Annotated in this window: 16 protein-coding genes; 6 read left to right on the plus strand and 10 right to left on the minus strand. The window is 43.4% G+C overall.

Features of this window, described 5'->3' with window-relative positions; translation table 11 throughout:
• The first annotated feature begins 164 nt into the window (after window positions 1-164).
• The 3 genes from thiD to bshB2 all read left to right on the plus strand — a co-directional run bounded on the left by thiD (window position 165) and on the right by bshB2 (window position 2,163).
• On the plus strand, window positions 165-998 hold the full coding sequence (thiD, locus tag CSV75_RS09130; RefSeq protein WP_099675590.1) for a bifunctional hydroxymethylpyrimidine kinase/phosphomethylpyrimidine kinase: 834 nt from the start codon (window positions 165-167) through the stop codon (window positions 996-998).
• A 126-nt stretch (window positions 999-1,124) separates the two neighbouring features.
• On the plus strand, window positions 1,125-1,475 hold the full coding sequence (locus tag CSV75_RS09135; RefSeq protein WP_099675591.1) for a YojF family protein: 351 nt from the start codon (window positions 1,125-1,127) through the stop codon (window positions 1,473-1,475).
• A 13-nt stretch (window positions 1,476-1,488) separates the two neighbouring features.
• Window positions 1,489-2,163 (plus strand): bacillithiol biosynthesis deacetylase BshB2, encoded by a 675-nt coding sequence (bshB2, locus tag CSV75_RS09140; RefSeq protein WP_099675592.1) that lies wholly within the window; start codon window positions 1,489-1,491, stop codon window positions 2,161-2,163.
• Window positions 2,164-2,203: 40 nt separating this feature from the next.
• Here the strand turns inward: bshB2 and CSV75_RS09145 are convergent, their stop codons facing one another.
• From CSV75_RS09145 to CSV75_RS09165, 5 genes are all read right to left on the minus strand, one after another.
• The gene (locus tag CSV75_RS09145; protein ID WP_144034776.1) at window positions 2,204-3,313 is read right to left on the minus strand and encodes a hypothetical protein; all 1,110 of its coding nucleotides are present in this window, start codon (window positions 3,311-3,313) and stop codon (window positions 2,204-2,206) included.
• Window positions 3,314-3,367: 54 nt separating this feature from the next.
• A complete protein-coding gene (locus CSV75_RS09150) occupies window positions 3,368-4,006 on the minus strand; it encodes a YczE/YyaS/YitT family protein (protein ID WP_099675594.1) in 639 nt (212 codons plus the stop codon).
• Window positions 4,007-4,082: 76 nt separating this feature from the next.
• Window positions 4,083-4,568 carry a Cys-tRNA(Pro) deacylase gene (gene ybaK, locus CSV75_RS09155; RefSeq protein ID WP_099675595.1) on the minus strand — a complete coding sequence of 162 codons (486 nt, stop codon included), beginning with the start codon at window positions 4,566-4,568 and terminating at the stop codon, window positions 4,083-4,085.
• Between the two features lie 114 nt (window positions 4,569-4,682).
• A complete protein-coding gene (locus tag CSV75_RS09160) occupies window positions 4,683-5,252 on the minus strand; it encodes a hypothetical protein (RefSeq protein ID WP_099675596.1) in 570 nt (189 codons plus the stop codon).
• Between the two features lie 842 nt (window positions 5,253-6,094).
• Window positions 6,095-8,026, minus strand: coding sequence for a cation:proton antiporter (locus CSV75_RS09165; protein ID WP_099675597.1), 1,932 nt, complete (start codon window positions 8,024-8,026; stop codon window positions 6,095-6,097).
• 112 nt (window positions 8,027-8,138) lie between these two features.
• Here CSV75_RS09165 and CSV75_RS09170 point away from each other — a divergent pair, with 112 nt between their 5' ends.
• Together CSV75_RS09170 and CSV75_RS09175 are read left to right on the plus strand one after the other, a co-directional pair.
• Window positions 8,139-9,176, plus strand: coding sequence for a glycosyltransferase family protein (locus CSV75_RS09170; RefSeq protein ID WP_099632650.1), 1,038 nt, complete (start codon window positions 8,139-8,141; stop codon window positions 9,174-9,176).
• Between the two features lie 29 nt (window positions 9,177-9,205).
• Window positions 9,206-9,394: an SE1832 family protein gene (locus tag CSV75_RS09175; protein ID WP_099675598.1), complete on the plus strand. Its 189-nt coding sequence runs from the start codon at window positions 9,206-9,208 to the stop codon at window positions 9,392-9,394.
• Window positions 9,395-10,019: 625 nt separating this feature from the next.
• Here CSV75_RS09175 and CSV75_RS09180 read toward each other — a convergent pair.
• Window positions 10,020-10,565 carry an RNA polymerase sigma factor gene (locus tag CSV75_RS09180; RefSeq protein WP_099632070.1) on the minus strand — a complete coding sequence of 182 codons (546 nt, stop codon included), beginning with the start codon at window positions 10,563-10,565 and terminating at the stop codon, window positions 10,020-10,022.
• Window positions 10,566-10,679: 114 nt separating this feature from the next.
• Window positions 10,680-11,930 carry a hemolysin family protein gene (locus tag CSV75_RS09185; protein WP_099675599.1) on the minus strand — a complete coding sequence of 417 codons (1,251 nt, stop codon included), beginning with the start codon at window positions 11,928-11,930 and terminating at the stop codon, window positions 10,680-10,682.
• Window positions 11,931-12,174: 244 nt separating this feature from the next.
• Here CSV75_RS09185 and CSV75_RS09190 point away from each other — a divergent pair, with 244 nt between their 5' ends.
• Window positions 12,175-13,557: a dipeptidase gene (locus CSV75_RS09190; RefSeq protein WP_099675600.1), complete on the plus strand. Its 1,383-nt coding sequence runs from the start codon at window positions 12,175-12,177 to the stop codon at window positions 13,555-13,557.
• A 158-nt stretch (window positions 13,558-13,715) separates the two neighbouring features.
• On the opposite strand, the gene CSV75_RS09195 is transcribed toward CSV75_RS09190, so the two are convergent.
• The 3 genes from CSV75_RS09195 to CSV75_RS09205 all read right to left on the minus strand — a co-directional run bounded on the left by CSV75_RS09195 (window position 13,716) and on the right by CSV75_RS09205 (window position 15,676).
• Entirely contained in the window at window positions 13,716-14,312 is a 597-nt protein-coding gene (locus CSV75_RS09195; protein WP_099675601.1) for a nitroreductase family protein, read from the minus strand.
• 104 nt (window positions 14,313-14,416) lie between these two features.
• Window positions 14,417-14,902 (minus strand): amidase domain-containing protein, encoded by a 486-nt coding sequence (locus CSV75_RS09200; protein ID WP_233191629.1) that lies wholly within the window; start codon window positions 14,900-14,902, stop codon window positions 14,417-14,419.
• A 45-nt stretch (window positions 14,903-14,947) separates the two neighbouring features.
• Complete coding sequence (locus tag CSV75_RS09205) at window positions 14,948-15,676, minus strand: amino acid ABC transporter ATP-binding protein (RefSeq protein WP_099632074.1); 729 nt, start codon at window positions 15,674-15,676, stop codon at window positions 14,948-14,950.
• Window positions 15,677-15,678 lie beyond the last annotated feature (2 nt).

Raw genomic sequence — 15,678 nt, forward strand, 5'->3', positions numbered from 1 at the left:
CCGTTTCTATTTATACGTTCTGTCGAATAATAAGTTTCATTGGCAAGATCTGTACGTATTACAAGCTTTCTAGACTTTCATCATACCTGAGTTGTTTGTATTTCGACAATTAGTTGTATACTATACATAACAACAAAATGTAGGATGCGAAGGAGAGAGTTATTATGTCATTAAAGAAAACCTTGACGATTGCAGGATCGGATACATCAGGCGGTGCAGGAATTCAAGCGGATTTAAAGACTTTTCAAGAGCACGGTACGTACGGTATGACGGCAGTGACAGTGATTGTCACGATGGATCCCGATCAGAATTGGTCACATAATGTCTACTCATTGCCGATTGATGTCGTAAAGGCCCAATTGAAAACAGCGTTATCTACTGGAATTGATGCTATCAAAACCGGCATGTTGAGCACGGAAGAAGTCATTCGAACGGCAGGTCAGGCAATTGATGAATCTGGTTTGGATCATGTCGTGATCGACCCTGTCATGGTGTGTAAAGGTGAGGATGAAGTATTGAATCCTGGGAATACGGATGCAATGATTACCTATCTCCTACCGAAAGCAGAAATCGTCACACCAAATTTATTCGAAGCGGGACAATTAGCTTCTATGAAAACACCGAAAACAATAGATGACATGAAAATGGCAGCGCAGAAAATTCATAAACTCGGCGCTCGTAATGTCGTGATTAAAGGCGGCAAACAACTCGATCATGAAGAAGCGGTGGATTTGTTTTACGATGGTTCGACGTTTACGGTACTGAAATCAGAAAGATCCGATACCTATCATAATCACGGAGCGGGCTGTACATTTGCAGCTGCTATTACAGCAAATTTGGCAAACGGGTTGTCGATCAAAGACGCAGTCATTCAAGCGAAGCAGTTTGTGACAGCAGCCATTGCGCACGGTTGGAAGCTTAATGAGTATGTAGGACCTGTCATGCACGGCGCGAAAAATCAGTTCGACGTGCCACAAGTAAAGTTGCAGGAAGTATAATGAATGCTTATAAGTCAGCTGTATTCCTGACTTATAAGCCGTCTAATCGCATTCAAACTGCAATGTCTATATAATACTAAATAGAAAGATTGCAGCGGAATGCCTGCAAGATTTAGGAGGATGAGTATGGAAACGGTTGACGTGAAAAAATTACAGGAGTTACTGGACTCCTTTGCCAATATAGATGTCTACATACATTTAGAAACGACAAATGGATCGTATGCTTCTCATTTTCAAGAAGGTTTTTTTAATGCCGGCGCATTTATTCGTAATGTCATTATTCGCTACGAACTTGGTAAGGTGACGGGCGAATCTCCACACCGTATCGGTTTGAAATTGCCGAGTGGTTGGATTTACGCACAAGGGATCACGCACTATACAGTTGACGAACATAATCGTTTACTGATGGCGGGACTCGGACCTGATGGAAAACTAGCGGTAGCGCTTGAAATTAGCGAAACACCATTTACTTATTAAGAAAGGAGATTTTTTGATGTTGCAAAAAGAACGACACGTACTCGTTGTATTCCCTCATCCCGATGATGAATCATTCGGCATCGCTGGAACGATTGCACAATATATTGAAATGGGCGTACCCGTTACGTATGCTTGCTTGACACTAGGCGAAATGGGCCGAAATCTAGGAAATCCTCCTTTCGCAAACCGCGAAACACTACCACAAATCCGCAAACAAGAGTTGCTAGATGCGTGTGATGCGATGGGATTGACAGATTTACGCATGATGGGACTGCGCGACAAAACGATAGAATTTGAAGATCCAGAAAAACTGGTTAAAATGATGACTGACCTCATTGATGAATTACATCCTTCATTGGTCATCTCATTCCACCCAACGCTTGCTGTACACCCCGACCACAACGCAACGGGCGTAGCTGTTATTGAAGCGATGAGCCGCATGCCGGAAGCGAATCGACCGGTACTGTACATGAAAGCCTTCGATAATGACACGTTGAACCAACTTGGTGAGCCGCATGTTGTGCATCATACACCTGACGTAGCAGATAAAAAGATTGCCGCCTTACGTGCACATGCCTCCCAGACGGTTTGGATGCTACCCGACATGGAAAAACGATGGGCTGCAAACGATAAAGATGCACTTGACTGGTTATATAACGAAGCATTTTATATTCATGATTTCACGTAAAAAACCGCAATTCTGCGGTTTTTTTGTGTCTTATACAAAATCACTTCTCTTCAAACGCTTTAATAAAGGCATATAAATCCTGCAACTTCTTTTCAAACACTTCCACGTTTAATGCACGATCCATTTGGATTCTTACGTTATTTTGTGATTGTACCGCGATTTGCATCTGACTTCCTGCTTCTCTAATTACCGTTTGATAACGGTGTCGTATATCATCGATTTGTCTCTCGGCTTCTTCATCTTCTGCACATAACGGCACAATATCCACTAATTCATCGCGCGGACTTTCCGCGTCGTAGGCATGAGGTTGTGTCGAATCGAACAGGCACACCGATAACTCAGGAAACAGTACTAAGTCGATACTTGCGGGATCCAATCCACACCAACCGTATAACACATCTAACCCACGTCGCTGCGCTTCGTCTCCTAACGCCCGCATCATCGTCGACTTGCCTGTGCCCGGTAATCCCTTGATCAAATAGCGACGTTTTGTACGTTTTGTGATAGACGGGATGAAATCATGTGCGCTGCCAGATGATAATGAACCGACGATCCGATGCGAGATATGAGCTGATTTCGTTAGTTCAATCGTTCCAAATAATTCTCGCTTTAATTCTTCCGTAATCTCTTCGTGGCGGGGCCAATCCATGCGTGCGATATTCACTGCTTCCCATTCATCATGAATCGCTTTTGCCCGTTTTAACTCATTCAACGACTGACCAAAACGTGTTTTCTCTTCTTTCAACAAAGCACTCACCTCATCATGCCGTCCGAGTAGCTGATCTTGATGATAGACGTCATAAAAACAAAAGACTTTATGGCGGTTGCCAAGATCTGTCGGCTCGAAGGAAACCGGATGGGATGCTTGCAAGATCAAAAGTTCCAGTCCTTTAACGAAAAGCGCATCGGTTTTATCCACATGTCCAGGATTCATGAATCGATCCACACTAAAGCCCTTGTTGACAAAATAGACCACCAAGTCATTGAGCACTTGCGATAAGGAATGCGTAGGCAAACACTTCAAAAATATCGTCTTTTTTGACTCCGTGAGCAACTCTTCATACTTATGTTGCACGCCTTGTCCTGTATAAGCCGTTCCCATATATTCTGTAATATGTCCGTATATATTGACCATCCTTTCTTTCTTCATTTCATCATATGTATAGGTAAATAAAAAAAGCACAGCCTAGTAGGCTTATGCTCCTTAATAGTGTAATAAAACTTTTTCGTCCGTTTGATGAGTGATCTTCAATAATATTTTCTTACATTGTGGTAAGGCAATTTGAATGATTTGACCAGAGAATAGGACGACAACCAATGTACCGACCCCTACAGGTCCACCAAGCAAGAAACCGATAAGTGTGGCGATTGCTTCAATCGCGGTCCGTACCAATCGAAGACTCCAGCCAAACTTTTCAACAAACAACAGCATCAAGCTATCCCGAGGTCCAGCCCCAAGATTCGGTGATACATATATTCCTACCCCATAGGATAGGACGAATACACCGGCGATGAAATAAATAATTTGCACTGTAATTGAAGTCACATCAGGTAAAAGCCAGTTGAAAAAGTCGATAAATAATCCGATGACCAACATATTAAGCCATGTACCTAGTCTCGGCCATTCCCTCAAAATAATCGATGTCACCGAAATGATAACAAAACCCGATATAATACTCCATGATCCTATCGTTAATCCGAAGTTTTGATACAACCCGAGATGGAGCACGTCCCACGGAGCAATCCCAAGCCGCTGACCTTTAATCATCAACGAGATACCAAGCGACATGATCATCATTCCCGCGATGAAAAATATCCATCGCCAAGCTAATAAATTACGCATATACATTCTTCTTTCTTCTAAATATCAGTGTCCTCATGGATTCATTGTAACAGAAATCAAGAAAGTTGCTATGTACTTACTTTACGAGATCACTAAATTGTGCTTTTGCAACCCGTGCCAAGTCTTGTGGTGACAATTTCATTTGCAATCCGACTTTGCCCGCACTGACATACATATAGTCGAGCGTTTCAGCTTGTTGGTCAATGAATGTCGGAAATTCACGTTTCATACCGATTGGCGAACAACCGCCACGGACATAGCCCGTTTCTTTTGTCAATTCTTTCATAGGTAGCATTTCGACTTTTTTAAAGCCTGCCGTTTTCGCTGCTTTTTTCAAGTCTAGCTCATCCGAAACAGGAATGATAAAGACGAGTAAGTCTGTTTTGCTCGCCATGGCAACGAGCGTTTTATAAACGGTAGAGACCGATACATTCGTTTTATTCGCAACGGAAACCCCGTCATTCTGACCGTCATCCGTTTGATAGCTGTGGATTTCATGGGGAATCTCCTCGCTTTCGATGATGCGAATTGCGTTGGTTTTCGGCAACTTTTTCTTTGACATAAGTAGTACTCCCCTTCTCTTCATTTTAGTAGAAAGCTAGCAGAATATATGATGTGAAAAAAGCCTATTTCACTGGATTCCAGCAAAACGGGCTTCGTTTTCAAACGAATCAGATCAAATGCTGATATTCATTTGTGGCTGATCCATGTCGTACTGATTCATTCTGGCTTGACTTTGTACTTGATAGAGAGTAAATGCATGACTATATTGTTGTTGCATACGATTCGGTCTATTAGTTGCTGCGGTACTGTCGACGCTACTCATGAGATCACGAATAGTTTTGGCCCGATTATGTAACGCTAATTGTAGTTCAGCTTGTGTGATTTTCGCAGATGCATTACTAGCTAGCTGATAATCCGCTGTCGTTGGTGGTGATTCAGAGTATGCCTCTTTGCGGACTTCACGCCACAAATCAATCGTTTCATCCAAGTTATTACCGAGTGGAATCGAGATATTCTTCATCTGTCCCGCGCCAAGCTTCTGGAAGTCTGTTTGCATTTCTTCCGGTTTTTCAATTGGTTGCGAGTTTCCGCGCAGCAATGCGACCAATTCATCTTTGGTCTTTTGCGCTAGTTCACGAAATTCTGTTTGTCGTTCATAAGCATTTCCGGCATTCTTTTTCCGGATTGCGTCATACCGCTGTAGTTGTTCGGCGGCGTTCGCAAACCCTATTACAGCATTCATGGTATCCACCTCCGAATAGGAATTTTCGATATGTACAGCTAGTATAACTAGTTTACGCGGTAGCGCGTGAACTGCCAATCCATCAAAAGATTGGATTCGCGCGGGATTGGTATTTTCATTTTATCCTTTAGGTACGCATTTCATACTATATGGATATGCGAGCCGGGCGGTATTTACTAGTGTTTGTTATAGGAATATGTGTAGTATGAGTACCCTTTTTCATATGTGATCAAACAACACCGCACACTAGTTGATGTAGTGTGTGGTGGAAAGTGCTGAAGTTCAAGGTCGAATGGTGTTTGTAATGTATGTTTAGTTAGTTAGGGCATGGGATTGAAGCTCCAGTTGGGGACGCTTTCCGGAGGGCGTGGCCCGAGCCAAGCGAACAACAAAGGGTTCGCTTTGCCGTATTTCTGTGTACTTTGCAGAAATTAAGGCACCTGTCCAGGGTCTCGAACTCACGCTGATCCTCCCGGAGTCGCCCCAGCTTCCGCTTCAATCCTACGTTTATAGTTGAGGTACGGAGATTCATCACTGAAGATAGTGTATGAATTGTTGTTGACTTTGAACTTAGTTAAGTTCAAGTGATGATCAAATTCAATTTCTAATCACTTACTGTCGGTAGTATTTGAATTAGTAAAGCCCTTGAACCTGTTTAGGTTTAAGGGCTTGGTTCATATATATAGAAACGATTACAATTCTAACTTTACTGTACAACAATACGTATTAACCACTCATCTTACGAGGGATTGACGCGTAGGATGGGCGCTCAAGAAAGCGTCCTCTCCGAAGCGCCAATCCCTAGCCCCCACGCTATTGAAATACAATTCACTTCCATCCACTCAATCTTTCATGATCTTCGGTGGAGTCTCGCCTGGAATCGCTGGTTTTTCATGCGGTGTATCTTCCAAGAACTTTGTCTCTACAATTTCTTTCGGTACACTTGCTTTGCCGTTCTTTTCTTCCAGTCGGTCAATCGTCCGCTCGATCGTTTTATTTAACGTCGAAAGCGCTACGATTGTATCCCCCGTTTGTGCTTGCAGTTCTTTCTCTGCCGTGTAGAACTCCATGTCTCCATTTGCACGAATGATGTACAACAATATCGATTGATCGTCGCGCTCGCGTAAGTACTGCGTGTAGCTATATTGTTTCGTCAACAACGTCTTACGGAATACGTGCCCTTGATTGATACGTTCATCCAGTTCATGAATCGTCAAGTTCGGTGTGAACAGGAATTGCCCTGTCGCTAGGTTGAACTGTTGATCTGCACTTCGTTTATGTGTGGTCGTTTGAAACAGTAAGTCTCTTCCTAGATCTGGCGTAAAATCGGCGCATACGTGTGAGTTATAGGTATCCGTCTTAGTCATGGCCAAAATATAACGGTATGGCGTTAAATCTAAATGATAGCCTGTATGCTCGGATAAAATATCTCCCTTAAACGTTGGTATGCTGAGTTTTCGCGCATTAGACAAGCCACCCCAAGAGTCTTCCACAACCAAAACTTTGTGACCAGCAGTACTAATATTCTTCGCAAGTTCCGCTACGAATCTTGTACTGCCGATTAGTACTACGCCCGATTCAATCGGCGTGGCCAAATTCAGTTTCTTGGCAAGCCAGCCAATCGAGAAGCCATGTAAGATGACAGTCGCAAATACGAGCGCGAAAGTCAACGCGGTTAAAAGCTCCGCATCTTTATAGCCGTTTTCAAGCAATATGGTCGCGAAATAGCCTGATACAGTCAGTGCTACTATCCCCCGTGGCGCAATCCAACCGATGAGTGTTTTTTCACGATTCGTTAAATCCGTGCCGATTGTTGATACCCATATCGATAGCGGTCTAACGACAAATAACATTGCGAGTACGTATAGAATAATTTTTGGATTCAATATTTCAATCAAAATATGTGGATCTAACGATGCCGTCAACATGACGAATATTCCCGATATGAGCAATACTGAAATATTCTCTTTGAAATTGCGAATGTCTTCTAAAGTAGTCAAATGCATATTCGCCATCGTCATCCCCATCGCTGTGACTGCCAATAAACCAGTCTCATGCATGATTTCATCCGATAATACGAAGACAAATAACACGAGGCCGAATAAGATTGGCGCTTTTAAATATTCCGGTACCCAGCCCTTTTCAAATGCTGTGCCTAGAATCCTGCTCGTTCCCCAACCAAGAAGTACGGAGAACAATGAAGCACCAAAAAACAGCAACATCGCTTTGGCCGTTACTTCACTATTGACGAATTTGATGACTTCAAATGCAAATACGGCTAGAAGTGCACCGAACGGATCAACGACGATTCCTTCCCACTTTAATATCGCGGCCGCACGGGGCTTTAAGCGCGCCTGTCTAAGTAAAGGCAAGATTACAGTAGGACCTGTGACGATAAATAGGCCTCCAATAATGAATGCCACTTCCCATGACAATCCTGCGATATAGTGAGCCGCAAGTGAACCAGCAATCCACGCAATAAATGCACCGAACGTTACGATTCTTGCAACAGGACGTCCAAATCCTTTAATTTCTTTAAAATCGAGATTCAAACTGCCTTCAAATAAGATAATAGCCACCGCGAATGTAATGATGGGTGAATATAGATCCCCCATTGATTGTTGCGGATTAATCAAACCGAAAATCGGTCCAACCAGTAGTCCCGCAATTGCCATCACGACAATCGCTGGCATCCTTGTACGCCACGCTAGCCATTGCGACGCTACACCAATTAACACGACCAACATTAAATCCATAACCAACGAATTGAACATCAGGTAGGCCGCCTCCTTCCCTCTTTGAAACCTTTCTAAATCGCTTTCTTCTCATTGTAATAAACTATTCCCATTTTTCATAGGGTAAGGGGAACAAGTAGTTTCAGAAAGGGTGGTTCCAATCGAAAAACAAGTCAAAAAAACAATCGCGATCTATCTTTCCATAACAGAAGGCAAAGGAAGTTATCCTTTACGACGTGCACTACTACTGGCAAATACCCTAAAAAACGAAGCACAAGTCATCTTTTTATACGACCAAGAAACGCCAGTTCCAAGCGAACATTTCACGTGCCATAAAGTAATTGGTCCTTCCTCCTTAATTAAATTAATAGGTAAGCTTCAGCCTGATCTTTTGATTCGTGACAGTGGTCCAAGCTATAAAGAGGAAATGACCAAAATTCATGAACTAGTACCAAGTATTTTACATTTCGACGATTTCGGTGATGGCGGACAATTGGCAGACTGGGTGATCCAGACGCTGTATCCGGAAACTCAGGAACTCTATGCTGAGCACTATATAGTGGGGCCGCAGACATACATGGCAGACGCGTCACTGCAATCTTTTCGGCATGCCGGTTTAAAAAGAAAATCCCCGTCTTCTTCGCAACTCGTCATTTCATTCGGCGATGAGGATCCGGGCAATCTCACATTCCGGGCTTTGCGACATTTAAAGCAACTGCAAATTCCTTTATCCGTACTGGTACTGCTTGGAAAGAATTATAAACATGATGTGAGTGAAATCCAAATGATGGCATTGAGCCGACCGAACACCAAAGTCGTACAAGCCCCAGACAACCGTGCAGAACTGTTCTCAAAAGCCGATATGATTCTGTGTGATGCGGGTTATACACCATATGAAGTAGCCGTTATCGGTGTGCCTTGTATTGTACTTGCCCAAAACGAATTCGAATCAAACCTCGGATTTCCAACCGAGAGAAACGGCTTTACGCATCTCGGCCTCGGCCGTAAGGTAACTCAGTCGAACTTACTGAATGCGATCATGGAACCATTGCTACATGATGCACGTAAGGAACGCGCGATCAAAAAGCAGTTACAGATCGATATCGGGAATAGTGAAGAAAAAGTGCTTGAAGCGATCCGTTATTTGTTGGAGTTCCCTAAACGCACAAGGCAGGATATGTTACACTAAGGGAAAACAGATGATAGGAGTTTTCCCTTATGACAAAGGATCAGTTGGAACAAGAGATCGCAGAGCTTAAGATGGACTACATCAGCCTGCAGGGTGATATGGAGAAGTTAGAGTCGACAGGTCATGTGAAAATGATCGAAAATGCAGAGCTGCGCCTTTCTAAAATGGAAGAGCGTCTCGCGGATTTAAATAAGCAGCTTGCTGAAGCGACGAAATAAATACGAACAACCTCTATCAAGTATTGCTGATGGAGGTTGTTTTTCGGTTTGAAATTGGTGAGGAGAATTGTGGATTGGGAGTAGGGATTTGCGCTCTAGGCGGACGCTTCCCATGGACTCTCGGGAGTCTACCCTCCTAGTACAAAGATGTGCTCTTAACGCTTCGCATTTACTTGCAAAAGCCGTTCTTCGTGACGGCTTTCGCTCCAATCCCTGCAATACGAATGGATGATACTTTTCAAAATCCATTGAACCCAGAATTGCAAGCAGTTCTGAACTTGAACTGTACTTGAATGTGAAATAAGTTCAAAAACAACACTAAATCACACACTATCGGCAATGAGTGATCTACATCTACCCACTATCCATATAGGATTGAGGCGGAAGCTAGGGCGACTCCGGGAGGATCAGCGAATGCCGTAGCGGAGGACGGCATTTGCGAGTAAAAGCGTAGCGTTAGGAGCATGTACTTTAATTGCTAGCATTTGAGTAAGCCACGCCCTCCGGAAAGCGTCCCCAGCTGGAGCCTCAATCCCCTTGTGCTTACAAATTTACTCTCAACATACATGCCCTAGAATTTAATCCCCTCTTACCCCATTAAAAAAAGCCCACAGCAAGTGTGAGCTTAGGCCATAACATACTCTTCAGCTGCCTCGTCTTGTACGAGCAACTCTTTCAGGTACTTCTTCGCGCGGAACAAGCGGGACTTCACAGTGCCGATCGACACACTCATCAACCCTGCGATCTCTACTAACGAATATTGATTCACATAGAAATACTCAATCGTTTTTCGGTAAATACCGTCCAACTCGCTGATTTTCTGTTGCACAAGCTCGGAAATATCATTCTGCTCCATCAATTCAGCAGGAGTTTTCGCATTACTAGGAACCAAATCTAAGATCGGAACGTCTAATGTATCAGGTTGATTCATCACGTATTGACTCTGACGTACATTTTTTCTATAACGGTCGCGAAATGTGTTCATACAAATAGTCGTCAACCAAGCCTTCATGCGGTTGACTTCACTCATTTCACCGCTGTAGCGCACTACTTTTACCCATACGTCTTGCATGAGATCTTCTGCTTCTTCTTTATTGCGAGTCAGTTTAAGACATAAATGATATATATAGCGTCCATATTCTTCGTATAATGCGTTTAAGTCGTTTTTCATAATAAGTAGCCTCCGTTTTATAACTGGTACCCTTATTATCATCGACACACACATTACGAGCTATCGCTTTCTCTTTCAGTAACCTTACATTTATGTAAGGTTACTTGACAAACTCTACGCTTCAACGACCTCTTCTTTTGGTTCCTGCTTGGTAATCTTTAGGCGCAAAATTCGCGTTCTGTCCATTTCTTCAATTTCAAACAACAACGAATTATAACTAAACTTCTCGCCTTCTTCAGGGATATGACCCACTTCCTGAAAAACAAATCCACCGATGGTATCGTGATCGGTAGGTAACTCTATATCGAGTAGTTCAATCACGTCTTCAATCTCTAAACGTCCTTGACAGACTAGAAGATTCTCTTCTTTTTCGAAGACCATCGACTCTTCCTCCACGTCCGTTTCATCCTCTATATCCTGTCCAATCATTTCTTCAATAATATCTTCCTGTGTGACGATCCCAAGTGTCCCACCATATTCATCTAGCACAATCGCCATATGTTTCTTTTGCGTTAACATACGCTTAAACACAAGCTCTACACTTGCGGTCTGCACGACGAACAAAGGCTGGCGATCAATTACCTCCGCAAACGTTCGCTCGGGAAACATTGACCACTCAATCAACATTTTGGAATAAAAAATACCGACCACTTTGTCGATACTCTCTTCATATACTGGATAGCGGGTATAGAAATACTGCAATACGACGTCACGTACTTCTTCATACGTAGAATCCATCGACAATGAAATAATATCCGTACGGTGCGTTTCCATTACATCGCTAACATCTTTATCGCGAAAATCTAGCATACCTTTAAGACGAATTGATTCATCCTGACCGAATGTACCTTCTGTAGATGCAATGTCCACCATGGAACGCACATCTTCTTTCGTCAAAGTGGCTTCCGTCACCGTTCCTTTTGAAATTAAGCGAACGAAGAAATTGGTAAACAATGATAGGAATAACGTCAATGGAATCATTAACTTCACGAGCACCGAAATGGGTGGTGCTACAAAATACGCGATACGATCCGCAAATGTTGCAGCAATCGTTTTCGGCAATACCTCTCCGAATATAATCAAAATAACCGTTAAGATCCCTGTCAGTAACCCAATACTCAATCCTTTATCGATTGCAATCATCGTCACAATCGTCGGCATCAAAATATTCGCAATATTATTCCCGATTAATATGGCCGTAATCATACGGTCCGGCTTGGAAATCAATTTTCGTAATTTTATCGATTTAACGTCTCCTTGATCCGCACGCAATTGAACTTTCATTCGATTGATAGCGGTCAACGCTGTTTCACTTCCCGATAAAAAGAAGGACAAAAATAAACATAGTCCCAGTGCAATAAACAATTGCGTCTCCTCCAACGTTTCTCCATTTATTTGTCATCATTCATCATATGTTATTGCCATGAATCCAACATTTCTTATTTCATAAGTATATCACATATATAAACTGAATCGTTAATGCAACATACAGGTAGGACGTATACTTTTATCATTCAGTTCCCTTACCCGTAAGTGCCTAAACCTTAATACCTCACGAATTTCTGCTATACTGTGATATAGAAAATATCCAAAGAAAAGAGGGTTTACCATGACTTCATCACAAGCATTGGATCACTATTTCACAACCAACCGTGACCGCCACTTGGAAGAGTTGACGAGCTTCTTGGCAATTCCAAGCATCAGTGCACTTTCCGAACATCAATCAGATATGCAAAAAGCAGCAGAATGGCTGTCGAATGAATTCGAAACAATTGGTTTGGAAAACGTGTCAATTGAAAAAACGGCTGGACAACCCGTTGTCTATGCGGACTGGTTACATGCTGAAGGTCAGCCAACCATCCTAATCTACGGCCACTACGATGTGCAACCTGTTGATCCGCTTCACTTATGGGAAACACCTCCATTTGAAGCAACAATCCGTGATAATAAATTATATGCACGCGGAGCAAGCGATGATAAAGGGCAAGTGTTTATGCACAGTAAAGCAATCGAGGCGCTGATGAATGTTGAAGGAAAACTTCCTGTTAACGTCAAGCTAATTATTGAAGGTGAAGAAGAAATCGGTAGCCCGAGCCTCGAGGAATATATCCAAAATAATCAAGACAAGCTAGCAGCAGACTTCATCGTCATTTCAGATACAGGCATGTACGGACCTGGACAGCCCGCCATTTGCTACGGACTACGTGGATTAGCCGGCGTACAAATCGATGTGAAAGGTCCTAAAGGCGACTTGCACTCCGGACTGTATGGTGGCGGTGTTCAAAATCCAATCCACGCACTCGTCGAAATCTTGGCTTCATTCCGTGATGCCGAAGGAACTATCGCAATCGACGGATTCTATGATCAAGTTCTCGATCTAACGGTAGAGGAGCGCGCGGGTTGGGCTGCTCTCGACTTCGATAAAGAAGCAGTGAAAAAAGAAGTCGGTGTCAAAGAACTCACTGGCGAGCCAGGCTACACATACACAGAACGTACATGGGCCCGCCCTACACTCGAAATTAACGGTGTATTCGGCGGATTTTCAGGAGAAGGTATCAAAACCGTCCTTCCTTCCGAAGCCGGAGCGAAAATCACATGTCGTCTAGTTCCCGATCAAGAGCCGGATGAAATCATAGAAAAACTACGCGCGCACATCGCGAAACACGAACCAGTCGGATGTGAAGTGACGGTTACTGAATTTGATAAAGGTAAACCTTATTTAACTCCATATGATCATGAAGTCATCCAAGCGGCTGGCAGAGCGTACGAGCAAGTATACGGCGTACCTACCGTCTATACACGCGGTGGCGGCTCCATACCCATCGTCGCTGCATTCGATGAAATTCTAAATTTACCCGTCGTCTTGATGGGCTTCGGACTGGATACAGAAAACTTCCACGCACCGAATGAACACTTCCATTTGGAGAATTTCGATAAAGGACTGCGTGTTATCAGTAATTATTATGGAGAGATCGAAAAACTAGGGCTATGATTTGTGATTTGCGAGCGGATAGATGAGGCGATTGAGCGGTTCTGTTGATTGTAGCGCTTCTCCCTTCTCACATACAAGAAACAGGCTACTCCACAAATGGGGTAGCCTGTTTTGTATTTCATTCGTATATTTACATGAAAAATGGTACGTGACCACTCTCAAGATTCCTCTTCTTCGTCCTCACTACTTCCAAAGTACGTAATGATTTCTTCTACCGGCTTACGTGGTGAGGCTTTCGGTGACGTATCGAAATAGCCGAACTGCAACATGCTGATGATGCGTTCGCCCACCTCTACGCCTAACTGCTCGCGGAATTTCGGGTGATCGATGAACGGTGGTGTCTTCCAACAAGTACCTATTCCTTTATCCCAAGCAAGCAATTGGATATTTTGAATGAGTATGCTAGCTGCTGCGTAATCCTCCAGCCGTTCTTTTTGGCGTACATCTTCAGGTACGATGACGAAAACAGCTGCACCGGCAGTCGAGAACTTCTTCATTTGTTTTTCAAGATCCTCAGCAGAAAGCTGTTTCCAATTTGCTACACCGAACTCCTTCAAGACGTCCAAAAGCTGTTCATACTGTTCACCTGTCGCTACGATCAATCGCCAAGGATTACGGTTTCCGTGGTTTGGAGCCCAAACGGCATCTTCTATAATTTCTGGAATGATCTCTGGTTCGATCGGTTGTCCGTTAAAATTCTTAATAGAGCGCCGTGTAACAATGGCCTCTCTTACCGATAATGCTTGTTCATTCACACTCAACCTTCTCCTTTGCAATAAGTATCTATTTTTCATTATACCCTAACTTGGTAGTCTGTTGCTAGAGGCTATGAGAAACACTTTGATGCAGAACTGGATAATTATGAGAAATGATCAGTAATTTTAAAAAAGATATACTTCGCATTTGGCGAGTAAGCATAGGAGTCCTTATAATCCCATGTGCGGTGATATGCGTTATACGTATGGGCATTGACGAGCGGCATATCTCCGTCCTTGGCAGTTACAATCGTCGTATGATCGAAACGCCCGTCTCCATGGAAGTCGTATGAAATGATATCGCCTAGCTGTAATTCTTGTGGAGTTTTTACTTGAGTTGCAGTCAGTCCTATTGTAGAAGTCGCTAAGTACCACCTCAATGAATGAGCAACGGTAAAACTGAAGCTCCATGTGCCTTTACGCATCCACCAACCCTTTTCGCGGTTTGGTTGTCCATGCATCGGTGCTCCACCCGCCAACAGACATTGTGAAATGAAATTCGTACAGTCATCTTCAAAACTGGGGAAGGCAGGGTTTCTGCTATTCCACCAAGTGTCTGCATAGTCTACTGCCGCTTGTCGATTGTACAAAAAAATCCCTCCTTGCCATATCATATGACAACGAGGGACGTTCAATTAGTGATGTAATACTTTCGATAAAAAATTCTGGGCACGTTCGGAATCGGGATTCGTGAAGAACTTGGCAGGTGATGCCTGTTCCACGACTTTGCCATCTGCCATGAAGATGATTTCGTCACAAATTTCTTTGGCGAAGCCCATTTCATGTGTCACGACGACCATCGTCATACCACTTTCAGCCAGTTTACGGATGGCATCGAGAACTTCGGTGACCATCTCGGGATCGAGTGCGGAAGTCGGCTCATCGAAAAGCATCACTTGCGGATCCATTGCGAGCGCACGCGCTATCGCGACACGTTGTTGCTGACCGCCTGATAACCGATTCGGATACGCGTCAAATTTATCGCCAAGACCTAGTGAAGTCAGCAACTCCTTCCCTCGCGTTTCCGCAGCGCTTTTGCTTAGTCCTTTTACATTGATAGGTGCAAGCGTGACATTTTGCAACGCTGTAAGGAAAGGATAGAGATTAAAGCTTTGGAACACGAATCCGATTTCAGAACGCGCTTTGTTAATATTCACTTTTCTATCGTGTATGGAAACGCCGTCTACTACAATTTCTCCGTCATCGATAGGTTCGAGCGCATTGATCGTACGAATTAATGTAGACTTCCCTGCTCCACTTGGGCCTATGATGGCCACAACGTGTGATTTAGGTACTTCAAGCGAGACATCTGTCAGCACTTGGTTCATACCGAATGTTTTATTTACGTGTTTAATAGAAATCATAT

It is taken from the genome of Sporosarcina sp. P18a, assembly GCF_002743135.1.
Taxonomy (GTDB): Bacteria; Bacillota; Bacilli; order Bacillales_A; family Planococcaceae; genus Sporosarcina.

What these genes read in the sequence shown, in the direction of transcription:
- CSV75_RS09165 (WP_099675597.1), bottom strand. Translation starts at nt 8,026, where the DNA reads ATGTTCAATTCGTTGGTTATGGATTTAATGTTGGTCGTGTTAATTGGT.
- CSV75_RS09145 (WP_144034776.1), bottom strand. Translation starts at nt 3,313, where the DNA reads ATGAAGAAAGAAAGGATGGTCAATATATACGGACATATTACAGAATAT.
- CSV75_RS09160 (WP_099675596.1), bottom strand. Translation starts at nt 5,252, where the DNA reads ATGAATGCTGTAATAGGGTTTGCGAACGCCGCCGAACAACTACAGCGG.
- thiD (WP_099675590.1), top strand. Translation starts at nt 165, where the DNA reads ATGTCATTAAAGAAAACCTTGACGATTGCAGGATCGGATACATCAGGC.
- CSV75_RS09150 (WP_099675594.1), bottom strand. Translation starts at nt 4,006, where the DNA reads ATGCGTAATTTATTAGCTTGGCGATGGATATTTTTCATCGCGGGAATG.
- CSV75_RS09190 (WP_099675600.1), top strand. Translation starts at nt 12,175, where the DNA reads ATGACTTCATCACAAGCATTGGATCACTATTTCACAACCAACCGTGAC.
- CSV75_RS09205 (WP_099632074.1), bottom strand. Translation starts at nt 15,676, where the DNA reads ATGATTTCTATTAAACACGTAAATAAAACATTCGGTATGAACCAAGTG.
- ybaK (WP_099675595.1), bottom strand. Translation starts at nt 4,568, where the DNA reads ATGTCAAAGAAAAAGTTGCCGAAAACCAACGCAATTCGCATCATCGAA.
- CSV75_RS09180 (WP_099632070.1), bottom strand. Translation starts at nt 10,565, where the DNA reads ATGAAAAACGACTTAAACGCATTATACGAAGAATATGGACGCTATATA.
- CSV75_RS09175 (WP_099675598.1), top strand. Translation starts at nt 9,206, where the DNA reads ATGACAAAGGATCAGTTGGAACAAGAGATCGCAGAGCTTAAGATGGAC.
- CSV75_RS09135 (WP_099675591.1), top strand. Translation starts at nt 1,125, where the DNA reads ATGGAAACGGTTGACGTGAAAAAATTACAGGAGTTACTGGACTCCTTT.